This window comes from Anoxybacillus sp. LAT27 (assembly GCF_022030075.1).
In the GTDB taxonomy this organism is placed as follows: domain Bacteria; phylum Bacillota; class Bacilli; order Bacillales; family Anoxybacillaceae; genus Anoxybacillus; species Anoxybacillus kestanbolensis.
The window spans coordinates 320,762-335,801 of the sequence record NZ_JAIWYK010000445.1 but is presented as its reverse complement, the minus strand read 5'-3'; the positions used below and the strand labels follow the sequence as shown (position 1 = coordinate 335,801).

Annotated in this window: 17 protein-coding genes; 13 read left to right on the top strand and 4 right to left on the bottom strand. The window is 40.7% G+C overall.

The window, feature by feature from the left end:
- The 4 genes from LD028_RS17200 to LD028_RS17185 all read left to right on the top strand — a co-directional run bounded on the left by LD028_RS17200 (position 1) and on the right by LD028_RS17185 (position 4,306).
- Positions 1–1,071: a branched-chain amino acid ABC transporter permease gene (locus tag LD028_RS17200; RefSeq protein ID WP_237812499.1), complete on the top strand. Its 1,071-nt coding sequence runs from the start codon at positions 1–3 to the stop codon at positions 1,069–1,071.
- Between the two features lie 55 nt (positions 1,072–1,126).
- Entirely contained in the window at positions 1,127–2,326 is a 1,200-nt protein-coding gene (locus LD028_RS17195; protein WP_237812498.1) for an ABC transporter substrate-binding protein, read from the top strand.
- A gap of 61 nt (positions 2,327–2,387) precedes the next feature.
- Entirely contained in the window at positions 2,388–3,176 is a 789-nt protein-coding gene (locus LD028_RS17190; RefSeq protein WP_035020094.1) for an ABC transporter ATP-binding protein, read from the top strand.
- A complete protein-coding gene (locus LD028_RS17185) occupies positions 3,176–4,306 on the top strand; it encodes a phenylacetate--CoA ligase family protein (protein WP_237812497.1) in 1,131 nt (376 codons plus the stop codon). Before LD028_RS17190 ends, LD028_RS17185 begins: the two co-directional genes overlap by 1 nt.
- Positions 4,307–4,327: 21 nt before the next feature.
- On the opposite strand, the gene LD028_RS17180 is transcribed toward LD028_RS17185, so the two are convergent.
- A complete protein-coding gene (locus LD028_RS17180) occupies positions 4,328–5,131 on the bottom strand; it encodes an NAD kinase (RefSeq protein WP_035020096.1) in 804 nt (267 codons plus the stop codon).
- Between the two features lie 125 nt (positions 5,132–5,256).
- On the opposite strand from LD028_RS17180, the gene LD028_RS17175 reads away from it, so the two are divergent.
- The 5 genes from LD028_RS17175 to LD028_RS17155 all read left to right on the top strand — a co-directional run bounded on the left by LD028_RS17175 (position 5,257) and on the right by LD028_RS17155 (position 9,308).
- Positions 5,257–5,907, top strand: a complete 651-nt coding sequence (locus LD028_RS17175) for a DUF2953 domain-containing protein (RefSeq protein ID WP_237812496.1) — start codon at positions 5,257–5,259, stop codon at positions 5,905–5,907.
- Positions 5,888–6,313, top strand: coding sequence for a GerW family sporulation protein (gene ytfJ / locus LD028_RS17170; protein ID WP_237812495.1), 426 nt, complete (start codon positions 5,888–5,890; stop codon positions 6,311–6,313). The genes LD028_RS17175 and ytfJ overlap by 20 nt, the downstream gene beginning before the upstream one ends.
- 77 nt (positions 6,314–6,390) lie before the next feature.
- A complete protein-coding gene (tpx, locus tag LD028_RS17165) occupies positions 6,391–6,897 on the top strand; it encodes a thiol peroxidase (protein WP_006320821.1) in 507 nt (168 codons plus the stop codon).
- 85 nt (positions 6,898–6,982) lie between these two features.
- On the top strand, positions 6,983–7,957 hold the full coding sequence (locus LD028_RS17160; protein ID WP_237812494.1) for a class I SAM-dependent methyltransferase: 975 nt from the start codon (positions 6,983–6,985) through the stop codon (positions 7,955–7,957).
- 157 nt (positions 7,958–8,114) lie between these two features.
- Complete coding sequence (locus tag LD028_RS17155) at positions 8,115–9,308, top strand: acetate kinase (protein ID WP_035050616.1); 1,194 nt, start codon at positions 8,115–8,117, stop codon at positions 9,306–9,308.
- A gap of 27 nt (positions 9,309–9,335) precedes the next feature.
- On the opposite strand, the gene LD028_RS17150 is transcribed toward LD028_RS17155, so the two are convergent.
- Positions 9,336–9,650, bottom strand: coding sequence for a hypothetical protein (locus LD028_RS17150; RefSeq protein ID WP_012574186.1), 315 nt, complete (start codon positions 9,648–9,650; stop codon positions 9,336–9,338).
- Between the two features lie 146 nt (positions 9,651–9,796).
- Here LD028_RS17150 and LD028_RS17145 point away from each other — a divergent pair, with 146 nt between their 5' ends.
- On the top strand, positions 9,797–11,005 hold the full coding sequence (locus tag LD028_RS17145; RefSeq protein ID WP_237812493.1) for an argininosuccinate synthase: 1,209 nt from the start codon (positions 9,797–9,799) through the stop codon (positions 11,003–11,005).
- Positions 11,002–12,378 carry an argininosuccinate lyase gene (gene argH / locus LD028_RS17140; protein ID WP_006320830.1) on the top strand — a complete coding sequence of 459 codons (1,377 nt, stop codon included), beginning with the start codon at positions 11,002–11,004 and terminating at the stop codon, positions 12,376–12,378. Before LD028_RS17145 ends, argH begins: the two co-directional genes overlap by 4 nt.
- Before the next feature lie 12 nt (positions 12,379–12,390).
- On the opposite strand, the gene LD028_RS17135 is transcribed toward argH, so the two are convergent.
- Positions 12,391–12,843 (bottom strand): universal stress protein, encoded by a 453-nt coding sequence (locus tag LD028_RS17135; protein WP_237812492.1) that lies wholly within the window; start codon positions 12,841–12,843, stop codon positions 12,391–12,393.
- Positions 12,844–12,948: 105 nt separating this feature from the next.
- Here LD028_RS17135 and LD028_RS18065 point away from each other — a divergent pair, with 105 nt between their 5' ends.
- Together LD028_RS18065 and LD028_RS17130 are read left to right on the top strand one after the other, a co-directional pair.
- The gene (locus LD028_RS18065) at positions 12,949–13,077 is read left to right on the top strand and encodes a hypothetical protein (RefSeq protein WP_255706740.1); all 129 of its coding nucleotides are present in this window, start codon (positions 12,949–12,951) and stop codon (positions 13,075–13,077) included.
- A 74-nt stretch (positions 13,078–13,151) separates the two neighbouring features.
- The gene (locus LD028_RS17130) at positions 13,152–13,931 is read left to right on the top strand and encodes an SDR family oxidoreductase (RefSeq protein WP_171700397.1); all 780 of its coding nucleotides are present in this window, start codon (positions 13,152–13,154) and stop codon (positions 13,929–13,931) included.
- A 17-nt stretch (positions 13,932–13,948) separates the two neighbouring features.
- Here LD028_RS17130 and LD028_RS17125 read toward each other — a convergent pair whose 3' ends face one another.
- A complete protein-coding gene (locus LD028_RS17125) occupies positions 13,949–15,040 on the bottom strand; it encodes a M24 family metallopeptidase (RefSeq protein ID WP_237812491.1) in 1,092 nt (363 codons plus the stop codon).

Sequence of the window (15,040 nt, the reverse complement as noted above, 5' to 3'; positions counted from 1 at the left end):
ATGGTGCGAAATCCGTTTGTGATGCAATGTGGTGAGTTCCATGTCGATTATAAGCAAGATATGGCGATTTGGAAAATTGCACGTGTGCGCTGGCGTATTGTAACGATTGTTGCGCTATTTGCACTTTTTCCTATGGTTGCGACAGACTACGTAGTCGGTTTGGCGACATTATGTGGTATCGCAGCCATTGGAGCCATCGGATTAAATATTTTGACAGGGTTTACTGGTCAAATTTCAATCGGGGTTGGTGCATTTTTAGGAGTAGGAGGATATACATCCGCCATCTTAACGACAAAGCTAGGCATTAGCTTTTGGATCGCTTTCCCGCTTGCTGGTCTCATTACAGCGCTTGTCGGTGCTTTATTTGGGATCCCATCACTGCGTTTAAAAGGGCTATATTTAGCGATCGCCACGCTGGCCGCACAAGTAATCATTTTGTTTGTCATTTCACGTTGGGACTCGTTAACTGGAGGTACAGCGGGGCTTGTGTTGAGTCGTCCACAAATCGGTTCGTTTACGTTTACGAGTGAAACGAGCTATTATTACTTAATGTTTGTCGTTTTACTTATCACGATTGTTTTTTCTCTGAATTTATTTCGCACGCGTGTCGGACGCGCATTCATCGCTGTGCGCGATCGCGATATTGCTGCCGAAGTGATGGGGATTGATTTATTTAAATACAAAGTGCTTGCCTTTTTCGTTAGTTCATTTTTCGTTGGTATTGCTGGTGCGCTTCTTGGGCATTACACGATGATCGTTAGCCCAGAACTTTATAGCATTTCCGTTTCAATTGAATATTTAGCGATGATTTTAGTCGGTGGCTTAGGAAGCGTGTTCGGTTCATTGTATGGAGCTGTGTTTATTACGCTTATGCCAGTTGTTTTACGGAGCGTTGTCGATGTATTAAGCGGTACGTTTCCTGGGTTAGAAGCTGTTCTCATTGGTATGAAAGAAGTTGTCTTCGGGGTTGTGATCATCTTATTTCTCGTGTATGAGCCAGATGGACTAAATAAAATTTGGTCCAATATAAAAAATTATTTTCGCCTCTGGCCATTTTCTTATACGAAGTAATAAAGCGGGATAACCGCTTTATATAAAAATGAGAAAACATAAGGGGGATGAATGAATGAAGAAAAAAGGTGCGTTACTCGCCACATTGCTTCTTGGTGCAAGCATGTTGTTTGGATGTTCAGGAGGTGACAAGGCAGCGACAGAACCGACAAAAGAGGGTGGAAAAGAGCAAGGAACGATTAAAATTGGTGCACTGTTTGATATTACAGGTGCAACCGGTGATGTTGGTACACCGTATGCAGAAGGAGAGAAAGCGTATATTGAATACATTAACTCAAAGGGGGGAGTAAACGGCTACAAAATTGAGCTTGTTGGTCAAGATTATGCGTATAAAATTCCTGAAGCACAAAAGTTGTATCAAAAATACAAGTCAAGCGACAAAGTATCCGCCATTTTAGGATGGGGAACAGCCGATACAGAAGCGTTACGACAACAAGTGGCAGCGGATAAGCTACCGTTTTTCTCCGCTTCTTATTCAGAAAATTTAAAAAATATGAAAGAAAGTCCATACAACTTTTTAACAGCTGCATCGTATTCCGATCAAGCTCGTTCGGTGCTCCGTTGGATTAAAGAAAATCATACAGGCGGCACGCCAAAAGTTGCGCTCATTTACAACGACACCGCATTTGGAAAGTCGCCAATTCAAGATGCAAAAGATTTCGCGAAAGAAATTGGAGTAGAGATTGTGGATGAACAAATTGTTGACTTAAAAGCGCTTGATGCGACGTCCCAGCTTCTAAATATGAAGAAAAAAGCACCGGATTATGCGATTATTCAACAAACATGGGGAGCGACAGCAACGATTTTAAAAGATGCGAAAAAACTAGGCATTGAAACACAATTTATTGGTTTAAACTGGACAACTGGTGAAGGATTGCTTCCAATTGCAGGGGATGCGGCAGAAGGGTTCATCGGCGTTGTCACGCATGCGTTTCCATATGAAGATTTACCAGGCATGGCTGAAGTGAAAGAGTACTTAGCGAGCAAAGGTGAAAAGTTAGAGGATAAAAACCAAAAGTTTATTCAAGGATGGGTGACAGCAAAAATTTTAGTGGAAGGAATTAAGCAGGCGGACGATCCAACGAGTGGAGAAGGCATTCGTCAAGGATTAGAAAAATTAAAAGATCTTGATTTGGGAGGCTTAGCTGCACCAGTTACGTTTACGGCTGACAACCATGCGGGAACAAATCAAATTCGTCTAGCAAAAGTAGAAAACGGACAGTTTAAAGTGTTTACAGACTACTTCGGATATTAAAGTGAATGAAAGGGTGTTTTCAACGGGAAGCACCCTTTTACTTTCAGAAAGGGGGAGACGGATGCTTACGTTAAACAACGTGGAAGTGATGTATAATCGCGTCATTCTCGTGCTTAAAGGAATGTCGATGGTCATTCCAGAAGGAAAAATTGTCGCGTTGCTTGGCAGTAACGGGGCAGGAAAAACAACAACGCTAAAAGCAATTTCGGGACTGTTAAGAAGTGAAGACGGTGAAGTGACTGATGGTTATATTGAGCTATATGGGGAACGAATCGAAGGAAAAGATGCAGAAGAAATTGTGAAAAAAGGTATTTTTCAATGTATGGAAGGAAGGCGGGTGTTTGAACATTTGACGGTAGAAGAAAATTTAATCGTCGGTGCTCATACGCGTAAAGATCGCCAAAACATAAAAGCTGATTTGCAAAAAGTATATCATTACTTTCCGAAGCTTCATATGTTACGTCATCGACAAGCTGGATATTTATCAGGTGGAGAACAACAAATGTTAGCGATTGGTCGAGGAATGATGGCAAAACCGAAAATTTTATTGCTTGATGAACCGTCGTTAGGAATTGCTCCGCTACTTGTGAAAGAAATTTTTTCGATCATTAAACGAATTAACGAAGAAGAAGGAACGACCATTCTCGTCGTTGAACAAAATGCCAATATCGCGTTGTCGATTGCGCATTACGGATACATTATGGAGAACGGTCGCATTGTCATGGATGGTCCTGTTGAGAGACTGCTTGAAAATGAAGATGTAAAAGAATTTTACCTCGGCATAAGTGAAAAAGGACGAAAAAATTATCGGGAAGTGAAGTCGTATAAACGGAGAAAGCGGTGGTTGTAGTGGAAAGATGGAAATCATTTTTAATTGAGGCGTATGAGCAGTCGCCTGCATTGCGCAAGCGATTAGACGCTGAAAATATCGATCCGTATGAACTAGAAGCGATTGAACAACTTCATCGTATTCCTGTATTAAAAAAGGAACAATTGCCTCTTTTCCAAAAACATGCGTTGCCATTTGGAAATATGATTACAAAACGATCGAATGAATTGGCGCGCATATTTATGTCTCCAGGACCGATTTACGATCCACAAGGAGACGATCAAGACGTTTGGGGATTTGCAGAGGCGCTTCAAGCAGCAGGTTTTACGAAAGATGATATTGTTCAAAATACGTTTTCTTATCATTTATCTCCAGCAGGTTTTATGTTTGATAGCGCCCTTCGTCAGATCGGAGCGACAGTCGTTCCTGCAGGACCGGGCAATCGCGAACTGCAAGTGCAACTTATGAGCGATTTACAAGTGACGGGATATGTCGGTACACCAAGTTTTTTACATTTATTGTTGCAGTACGCGGATGAAAAGAGAGTGCGTGTCGCAGTAGAAAAGGCGTTTTTTACCGCAGAGAAGTTAACAGAAAGCATGCGTGAACAGTTTGAACAAAGAGGTATTCGCGTTTTTGAAGGATATGGCACAGCTGATTGCGGATGTATCGCGTTTGAAGATCGAGAGGGATCGGGCTTAAAAATTAGTTCACGTGCGATCGTGCAATTATGCGACCCGATTACAGGCGTACCGCTTGATGAAGAAGGGGAAATCGTTGTTACGATATTTGATCGGACGTATCCGCTCGTTCGGTTTGGTACGGGAGATGTTTCACGGTGGGTTGATGGCTACAAAGGAGAGCGTATCGTCGGTGTGCTTGGACGTGTCGGAACTAGTGTAAAAGTGAAAGGAATGTTTGTTCATGAACAACAGTTAAAGCAAGTGATGACGGAAGTGGGGTGTCCGATATTCCAGGCCATTGTGACAAACGAAAACGACCGTGATCAATTAACGATTTACACCGAAAAAGAACTGGGTGAAGAAGCGAAGCAAAAAATTAACAACGTCATTCGTGTGACTCCAACATTCGTTTCTGTACATCGTATAAACGAAGAGGAACGGTGTCTTGTTGATCGAAGAAAATGGTAAAAAGAGGCGTTATGCCTCTTTTTACAAAAATGTTCGTTTTACTTTTTCCCAAAAAGAGTTATCTTTTAACTTGACCGTTTTTATGACTTTTCCACTTAATGCAATATCAATTTTTTCAACATGTTGAATGCTTAATGCTTCATTATCCATCCCGATAATTGGATAGTCGTTTCCGTCTTGTACGACTTTTAATGTAAGTTTTCGGTTTCCGCTTAAAATAAATGATGAACCGAGGGTGCGATAACGATTGTTGTTTAGCGATGCTAATTCGCTTACTTGAAAGCAAGGAAGCATCGGGTCTACGACTGCCCCATTGACCGATTTGTTGTAGGCGGTACTTCCCGTCGGTGTAGCAATGATCATGCCATCCCCACGGAATGTTTCAAAATGCAAATGGTCAATAAATACGTCCATGACAAATGTTTTAATAATACTTGAACGAATCGTACATTCATTTAAACAATAAAATGATGTAGAGTCATTTACTGTAACGTAAATCGTTGGATATTTACGCACTTCAATTTGTTCGGTTGTCATCGCCTCAATCATTTTGTCCGTATCATGAATATGAAAATCACAATACATACTTAATGAACCCGACGTCGAAATACCGGCATATAAGCAGTCGTCACGGAAGCCTGTTTTTCTGACGGCTTGTAAAAATGTCCCATCGCCACCTACGCTTACAATAATGTTTGCATGCTTCGCATCGTCCATGACTTGAAATCCATACTGTTTGGCGAGTTCAATAAGCGGTTGGACTTGCTTTGTCGTTTCTTCATCATGTTTATGAAAAAAGTACATGCGATTACGGCGTTCAGTCATCGTTTTCCCTCCGTTAAAATGTCCTCACGTTTATTTTATCATTTATTTTCCATTCATTGCGAATTTATTCGTTTAATTTTGCTCGTTTTTGTCGAAAATGTCATCGGGAAGGAAGTGAAAAACCGATGATTTTTATTATTGCCATCATCTTTATTGCCTTCTTAACGTTCATTCCTTTTTTACATGTATACATGACGATTCAATTTCAACATGCACAAGATAATGATCAATTCACCATTGATGTTCGTATCCTTCGCATATTCCATTACCGATTTGTTGTTCCGCTCATTGAAATATCGAAAAAGGAAGCTGGAGTAGTGACAGAGCAAAAAACAACAACAGGAAAAGACGAAAAAACAACGTTTACTGTCACCGACGCTCGCGAACGTCTAGCGCAATTGAAACAATGGCTAAACCAAATCGTTCATTTACATACAATCATGAAAAAGTTTTTGCAACATGTGTCGGTTTTACAGTTTCAATGGCATACACAAATCGGGGTTGGGGACGCAGCAAAAACAGCGATGCTTGTTGGGACTGGATGGTCAGTAAAATATTGGATGGTGGCGATGATTAGTAAATATATGAACGTTTGTAGCACTCCTTCCATTTCTATCGTGCCTTTTTTTCAAGGGGCATTGTCGCGTATGTCGTTTACATGTATGATCCGTTTTCGAATCGGTTATGCTATATTAGCAGGACTGAAGGTCGTTAAACATTGGAAAAAAGGGGCAAAAGTTTCTAGGAGGAATGAACATGAGTGGACATCCAATTGAAGGACTAATGACGACAGCGATGGAAAACTTAAAACAAATGATCGATGTGAATACGATTATTGGTGATCCTGTCGAGACACCTGATGGAAGTGTCATTTTAACCGTTTCGAAAGTCGGTTTCGGCTTTGCGGCAGGCGGTAGTGAGTTTATGTTAAATGGCGGGCATGAACAACAAAAAGAAGCTCATCCGTTCGGCGGAGGAAGTGGTGGTGGAGTATCCATTACGCCAATTGCTTTTTTAATTGTGAACAGCTCCGGTGTGAAATTGTTGCATGTGGACGAAAGCACGCATTTATACGAGAAAATTTTAGACTTAGCCCCGCAAGCGATTGAAAAAATTCAACAAATGTTTGAGAAAAAAGAAAAGCCGCAGCAGCAACATGAAGCATCAGATTTTGATATTTAGTCTCAATCGAAATAATTGAATTTTTCATCTAATTACGTTATGATGAGCCTGTATCTTATATAACGAGGAGGCTTACTATGGCGAAGGTTACATTTAAAGGAAATCCTGTCACATTAATCGGTAACGAAGTGAAAGTCGGTGATGCAGCTCCGAATTTTACGGTGCTTGCTAACGATTTATCACCAGTGACATTAGATGATACAAAAGGATTTGTTCGTTTAATTAGTGTTGTGCCATCTATTGATACAGGCGTTTGTGATGCCCAAACACGTCGTTTCAATGAAGAAGCAGGAAGCATCGAAGGAGTAAAAGTATTAACGATTAGCGTCGATTTGCCATTTGCACAAAAGCGTTGGTGCGCAGCAAACGGATTAGAAAACGTTGTGACATTATCTGACCATCGTGATGTGTCATTCGGCCAAGCATACGGTGTACTCATCCAAGAGCTACGTTTACTTGCTCGTGCTGTATTTGTGGTGGATCGCAACGATCGCGTGACATATGTTGAGTATGTATCAGAAGCGACGAATCATCCAAACTATGAAGCGGCCATTGAAGCGGCAAAACAAGCAGCTCAACAATAATGATTTGAGGCTATCTCAAAAAGGGATAGCCTTTTTCGTTTATATTTTCTAAAATAAAATGTCGGACAGAAAGGAGTGAAGTGTATTGGAAAAGCTATTTACAGTCATTGATGAAACGGCGACATGGTTACAAGAAGAATTAAAATGTTCGTATTTAGAGGCAGTTGCGGAAACAGGTGAAAACTTATTTCATGAGGATGTCTTGCAAGAAGAAGTGAGCGAGTTTTTAAAGAAACGGTTACAAAAGGCGTATGCATCTGTTCATTTGCACGAATGGAAAAATGAACACATCCGTAAAGCGTTGCAATTAGCGATGTTGAAAGGAATGAAGGAGTACGTACAGCCACACCATCAAATGACACCGGATGCGGTCTCAGTATTTATTGGCTATTTAGTTGATGAATTTACAAAAACGTATTTTTCGTTATCGCTTCTCGATCCTGCTATTGGTACAGGAAATTTAATGACAGCTGTGTTGAATCAACTGACGAATAAAAAAGTAAGAAGTTATGGGGCGGATGTAGACGATCTACTATTAAAGCTCGCTTATGTGAATGCAAATTTACAACAACATGAAATTCAATTATTTCATCAAGACAGCTTAAAGCCGTTGTTTATTGAGCCGGTTGATGTAGTGGTGTGCGATTTGCCGATCGGATATTATCCAGACGATGAAAATGCCAAGTCATTTCGTTTACATGCAAAAAGCGGTCATTCATACGCTCATTATTTGTTTATTGAGCAAAGTATTCGTTATACGAAAGAAGGCGGGTATGTATTTGTCGTAATTCCAAATACGCTGTTTACATCAGACGAATCAAAACAACTGCATGCTTTCATCAAAGAAGAAACGTTTATTCAAGGCTTGTTGCAACTTCCGCTTTCGATGTTTAAAAATGAAAAGGCAGCGAAAAGTATTTTTATTTTGCAAAAGAAAGGCGCGCATGCAAAAGCACCGAAACAAGCATTGCTCGCACAGCTCCCTAGCTTCTCAAATAAAGAGGCGATGCAAGCGATGGTCGTGAAGCTTGAACAATGGCTGAAAGAAAATCGTTCATAACCTTCTGAATATAACAAATATGTGAAGAAAACGTTTTCGTCCAATTTGTATACTTGAAAAGGGCGATGAACGACCCGTAAAATGAGAGACGTACCGATGAAATTCGCATATTTGCATACAATAATTGTGAACGATGTTAAAGGAGCTGTTTAATCAAATGCCAAAAGTCATTGCGATCAATGCAGGAAGTTCTTCGTTAAAATTTCAATTGTTCAACATGCCGAGCGAGGAAGTATTAACAAAAGGTGTTGTTGAGCGAATTGGTTTTGAAGATGCGATTTTTAATATTACAGTCAATGGTGAAAAAATAAAAGAAGTAACGCCAATTCCGGATCATGCGGTTGCTGTAAAAATGTTGCTTGATAAATTAATTGAACTTGGTATTATTCAATCGTTTGACGAAATCGAAGGAATTGGTCATCGTGTGGTACATGGTGGAGAGAAATTTAGCGACTCCGTTTTAATTACAGATGAGACGTTAAAAGAAATTGAAGACTTATCTGATTTAGCGCCATTGCACAACCCAGCAAACGTTGTCGGCATCAAAGCGTTTCGTGAAGTGTTACCGAACGTACCAGCGGTTGCAGTATTTGATACAGCATTCCATCAGACGATGCCAGAACAGTCGTTTTTATATAGCTTGCCATATGAGTATTACGAAAAGTTCGGCATTCGTAAATACGGGTTTCACGGCACATCACATAAATATGTGACACAACGTGCAGCTGAGCTATTAGGCCGCCCAATTGAGCAACTTCGTTTAATTTCTTGTCATTTAGGAAATGGAGCAAGTATTGCAGCGGTAGAAGGCGGGAAATCGATTGATACATCGATGGGCTTTACACCGCTTGCAGGTGTAGCGATGGGGACGCGCTCCGGCAACATTGACCCAGCGCTAATCCCGTACATTATGCAAAAAACAGGGAAAACAGCCGAGGAAGTCATTGATATTTTAAATAAAAAGAGCGGTATGCTTGGTTTAACTGGTTTTTCAAGCGATTTACGCGATATTGAAGAAGCAGCTGCAAAAGGTGATCAACGCGCAGAATTAGCGCTCGAAGTGTTTGCTGGGCGCATTCATAAATACATCGGCTCATACGCAGCGCGCATGTGCGGCGTCGATGCGATTATTTTCACAGCAGGTATTGGAGAAAATAGTGATGTCGTCCGTGCAAAAGTATTGCGTGGTCTTGAATTTATGGGCGTTTACTGGGATCCGGCATTAAATAAAGTGCGCGGCAAAGAAGCGTTTATTAGTTATCCGCATTCTCCGGTAAAAGTATTGGTCATTCCAACGAATGAAGAGGTTATGATCGCCCGTGATGTGATGAGATTGGCGAATTTAGCGTAAAAAAAGGTGTCCGTATGGGCACCTTTTTTATTGATGTATGCGATTTGTAACGGTTTGATTCATTCGATACCAAATCCATAAATCGTTAATGATGGACGCGAGCGCTGCAATTTCAAAGTTGAGCGTGCATGAGCGAGCGAAATCATTTTCTTCTCCAAGCTGTCGTTGCTTTTCATTAATTTGTTGTTCTAGCTCGATAATTCGATCAGGAATTTTGCCACGAATCGTCTCCCATTCTAATAAAATTTCTGCTTGTTCTTCTTTTGTGTACATATCCCATTCTTTTTGTAAATGTGGCAGGCGAATGCCAAGGCGTTCATCATATATAAAATGTGCACTCATATTATTCTCCCATCCTTTTCGCTTATTAATTTTTATTTTAATCAAAATAGTTATTGAAAAAAAGAAAAATAGCTGTTACATTATTAATATGCGAAATGAATAAATATAAATATATAAGTATTTTTATTCTTTAGGGAGGAACGATTATGGCAAATCCAAAAGTGGTGCTCGCTTATTCAGGAGGTTTAGATACATCGGTAGCGATTAAATGGCTACAAGAACAAGGATATGATGTTGTTGCTTGTTGCTTAGATGTGGGTGAAGGAAAAGACTTAGAATTTGTAAAAGAAAAAGCGCTAAAAGTTGGTGCTGTCAAGTCATACATGATTGACGCAAAAGAAGAGTTTGCGAATGAATATGCGTTAATTGCTTTACAAGCCCATGCGCTATATGAAGGAAAATACCCACTTATCTCTGCGTTGTCCCGTCCGCTAATTTCAAAAAAGCTTGTTGAAATTGCTGAATTAGAAGGAGCGGTTGCCGTTGCGCACGGTTGCACAGGAAAAGGAAATGACCAAGTGCGCTTTGAAGTATCGATTCAAGCATTAAATCCAAATTTAAAAGTGATTGCACCTGTTCGGGAGTGGAAATGGTCACGTGAAGAAGAAATCGAATATGCGAAACAACATCACATTCCGATTCCAATCGATTTAGATAGTCCATTTTCCATCGATCAAAACTTATGGGGAAGAAGTAACGAATGTGGCATTTTGGAAGATCCGTGGGCTGCGCCGCCAGAAGAAGCATACGAGTTAACAGTTGCGCTTGAACATACACCGAATGAACCAGACATCATTGAAATCGGCTTTGAGCAAGGGATGCCGAAGACAATTAATGGAAAAGCATATTCGCTTGCAGAGCTCATCTTACAATTAAATGCATTAGCAGGGAAACATGGCGTCGGCCGCATCGATCATGTTGAGAACCGACTCGTTGGCATTAAATCGCGTGAAGTGTACGAATGTCCTGGCGCGATGACGCTCATTAAAGCGCATAAAGAGTTAGAAGATTTAACACTTGTTAAAGAAGTCGCTCACTTCAAGCCGATCATTGAGCAAAAAATCGCAGAAGTCATCTATAACGGCCTTTGGTTTTCACCACTAAAAGATGCGCTCGTTGCGTTTTTAAAGGAAACACAAAAAAATGTTACAGGCGTTGTACGCGTGAAATTGTTTAAAGGCCATGCGATTGTAGAAGGTCGGAAATCACCGTTTTCGTTATATGATGAAAAATTAGCGACGTATACAGCAGAAGATGAATTCGATCATCAAGCGGCTGTCGGATTTATTTCTCTATTTGGCTTGCCTACAAAAGTATATAGCATCGTCAATGGAGAAAAGAAGGTGAACGTGTGAAAAAGTTATGGGGGGGACGATTTACAAAAACAGCAGCACAATGGGTCGATGACTTTGGTGCATCGATCCATTTTGATCAACAACTTGTTGAAGAAGATATCGAAGGAAGTATCGCGCATGTGACGATGCTTGGTGAATGTGGCATTTTGCCAAAAGAAGATGTTGAAACGATCAAACAAGGATTAACAAAACTATTAGAAAAAGCGAAACGAGGAGAGCTTTCTTTTTCTGTTGCTTATGAAGACATTCATTTAAACATTGAAAAAATGTTAATTGATGAAATCGGTCCTGTTGGTGGTAAGCTTCATACAGGGAGAAGCCGAAACGATCAAGTGGCGACAGATATGCATTTATATTTACGAAAACGAGTGATAGAGATTATTGAATTGATTCGGCAATTGCAACGTGTGCTTGTCGAAAAAGCAGAACAACATATCGAAACGCTTATTCCGGGTTACACGCACTTGCAGCGCGCGCAGCCGATCTCGTTTGCTCATCATCTCATGGCGTACGTATGGATGTTTGAACGAGATCGCGAGCGTTTCGCTGAATCGCTCAAACGAATTAACAAATCACCGCTTGGCGCTGGAGCGCTCGCTGGGACGACATTTCCGATCGATCGCCACCTCACCGCCCGACTTCTCGGTTTTGATGACATATATGAAAACAGTTTAGATGCGGTAAGTGATCGCGATTTTATTATTGAATTTTTAAGTAATAGCTCTATTTTAATGATGCATTTATCCCGTTTTTGTGAGGAACTCATTCTTTGGTCGAGTCAAGAGTTTCAGTTTATTGAAATGGATGACACGTTTGCGACAGGAAGTAGCATCATGCCACAAAAGAAAAATCCAGATATGGCGGAACTTATTCGGGGAAAAACAGGACGAATATACGGTCACTTAATGGCATTGCTTACCGTTATGAAAGGATTGCCACTCGCTTACAATAAAGATATGCAAGAAGATAAAGAAGGAATGTTTGACGCCGTTCAGACGGTCATCGGCAGCTTAAAAATTTTTGCGGGTATGATTGAAACGATGACAGTTCGTCAAGATGTGATGGAAAAAGCAACGAAGCAAGACTTTTCAAATGCTACCGAACTGGCAGATTATTTAGCGAAAAAAGGTGTGCCGTTTCGTGAGGCGCATGAAATCGTCGGAAAGCTTGTGCTTACATGCATTGAACGAGGCGTTTTTTTAGCCGATTTACCGCTTCATGTATATCAACAAGCTTCACCGTTGTTTGAGGAAGATATTTATGAAGCGCTTGATCCGTATACAGCTGTTAACCGTCGCATGAGTGCAGGTGGAACTGGATTTCAAGAAGTGAAGCAAGCCATCGAAAAAGCAAAACAAATGATAGAGGCATAAAAGCGAACGCTTTTATGCCTCTGTTTGTTCTGGTGTGCGTACGACGAGTACATCGCATTTCGCATACCGTGTAATATGTTCGGAAACGCTTCCGATGAAAAAACGTTCTACAGCACTCATTCCTGTTGCACCACAAACGATTAAATCAACTTCATATTTTGGAGCGACTTCTTTTGAAATTTTCACTTTTGGGGAACCGTACTCAATATCTGTGACTACTTCTTTGACGCCTGCATCAGCAGCTTGTTTTTCATACGATTGCAACAATTCTTTAGCGAATTTTTCTGCTCGCTCTGCCACTGTTCGATCGTATGCTTCGATGGTCGCAAATGAGCGAACATCGATAATATGCGAAAGAACGAGTGACGCCTCGTTGCGTTTGGCAATTTCAATTGCCTTTTTAAACGCCCATTCTGCTTCTTTTGAGCCGTCAACTGCCACTAAAATTTTTTTATACTTGTACATATATACTCCCCCAATAAAAAATTTTCCTTACAATTCAAGTATATCATTTTTTGTAAAACAAACACTACGTATTGTCGAAAAATTTATGACGAAAGGGGTAGAACGATGCGTGAGAAGGAACAAAAAGAACAACTTTATTATGATGAAAATGGCGTTTCAGAAGTAACTGAGCAAATTACAGACGCTTACATTAGTGGGGTCATTGAACAAGAGGGGGAACAAAAGAGGCGATGATGCCTCTTTTGTTTCTAACAAGCATAATAAGTGTGTTCCTCCGCCTGTTTGTAGTACGATAAACATAGCAAAGCATGGATGGAGGGATGAATGTGAGGCATGCTATTGTAACGGCAGGGGCGAAAGGGCTCGGGAAAAAAGTGACAGAACGATTTTTAAACAAAGGATATGCTGTTACCGTCCATTATCGGAGCGACATAAAGGCTGTTGAAGCGTTAAAAGAAATGTATCGTGGCTGTCATGAGCGTCTTCATTTTGTCCGAGGCGATGTGACGAAGAAAGAAGATTTAATTCGCATTGTTGATGAAGCTGTTGCCAAATTCGGACGCATCGATTATTTAATTCATAATGCAGGTCCTTACATATTTGAGCGAAAAAAGTTAGCCGATTATACGGATGACGAATGGTATGAAATGATTGAAGGAAATTTAAGTGCGATGTTTCATTTATTTAAGCGGGTTGTACCAATTATGCGAAATCAACGTTTTGGGCGCATTGTGACATACGGTTTTCAAGGAGCAGATCACGCACCAGGATGGATGTACCGTTCAGCATTTAGTGCGGCAAAAGTTGGGCTTGTTTCATTAACAAAAACGATTGCACTTGAAGAAGCGGAGTATGGCATTACAGCGAATATGGTTTGTCCGGGGAATATTATTGGAGAAATGAAAGAAGCAACAATTGCATATGCTCGCCAGATGAAAGACGATATAACGCCGATTGGCCGTTCAGGGACGGGAGAGGATATTGCTCGTGTTGTGGAGTTTTTATGTGATGATTGTTCTGATATGATTACAGGAGCAGTCATTGAAGTGACAGGTGGTCTTGATGTCATTCATCGTTATCGAAAATAGGCTGCCATTGTGACAGCCTATATAATTTGTAGTTCTTTTGGATATGTTGTTAAAAGAAGAGGTCCTTTTTCAGTCATATATACATCGTCTTCAATGCGTACGCCACCGACTGATGGGACATAAATACCGGGCTCAATTGTAAATACCATTCCTGCTTGAAGTGGCATGGTATTTGTTGCGTTCATTGACGGATATTCATGAACATCAATACCGAGGCCATGACCAATTCGATGTGGGAAGTACGCCCCGTAACCTTCTTGTTCAATTCGTGAACGAGCTGCCTTGTCAATGCTTCCGATGGATGCACCAATTTGACATGCATGAATCGCAGCTTGCTGTGCTTGTAAGACGGTGTTGTATATGCGTTTTTGTTCTTCTGTTGGTTGCCCGAATACGACCGTGCGCGTAATGTCGGAACAATATCCATCAAGCACGATACCAAGGTCAAACAAAACAAAATCCCCCGATTGAATGCGATTCATTCCTGGGACACCGTGGGGATGTGCGCTATTTGTTCCAACGAGGACCATCGTATCAAATGCCATCGTGCGCACTCCTTTTTTCTTTAACTCGTACTCAATTGTAGCAATGATTTCTAATTCTGTTCTTCCTTCTTTTATGGAATGAACACCGATATCGACAGCAAAATCGGCTAATTCAGCCGCTTGACGAAGCGTTTGGAGTTCTTTTTCATCTTTGATCATTCGTAACTCATGAAGCGTATCGGTCAAATCGGCGAATGAGGCATGCGGGAAATATGATTGGAGTTGTTCGAGACGACTTACAGCCATATGAGATTTCTCGATGCCGATTTGTTCTGTTTGTACATTTCTCTTGTTCAATTCATTGCTCAACATACGCCACGGATTATGTACATCATCATAGCTGACGATCGCATATGGCCACCCCGCCTGCTTCGCTTGATTTGCATCCATTTCTGGACATATGAGAAACGGTTCGTCATTTGGAAATATAACAATAGCTAACAATCGTTCATGTGGATTGCTGTAAAAGTTGCTAAAATAAAAAACGTTTGCTGTCGATGTAATGAACGCCCATGATGCATTTGTTTCTTTCAATTTTTGTTGGAGTTTACTTATTCGTTCCAT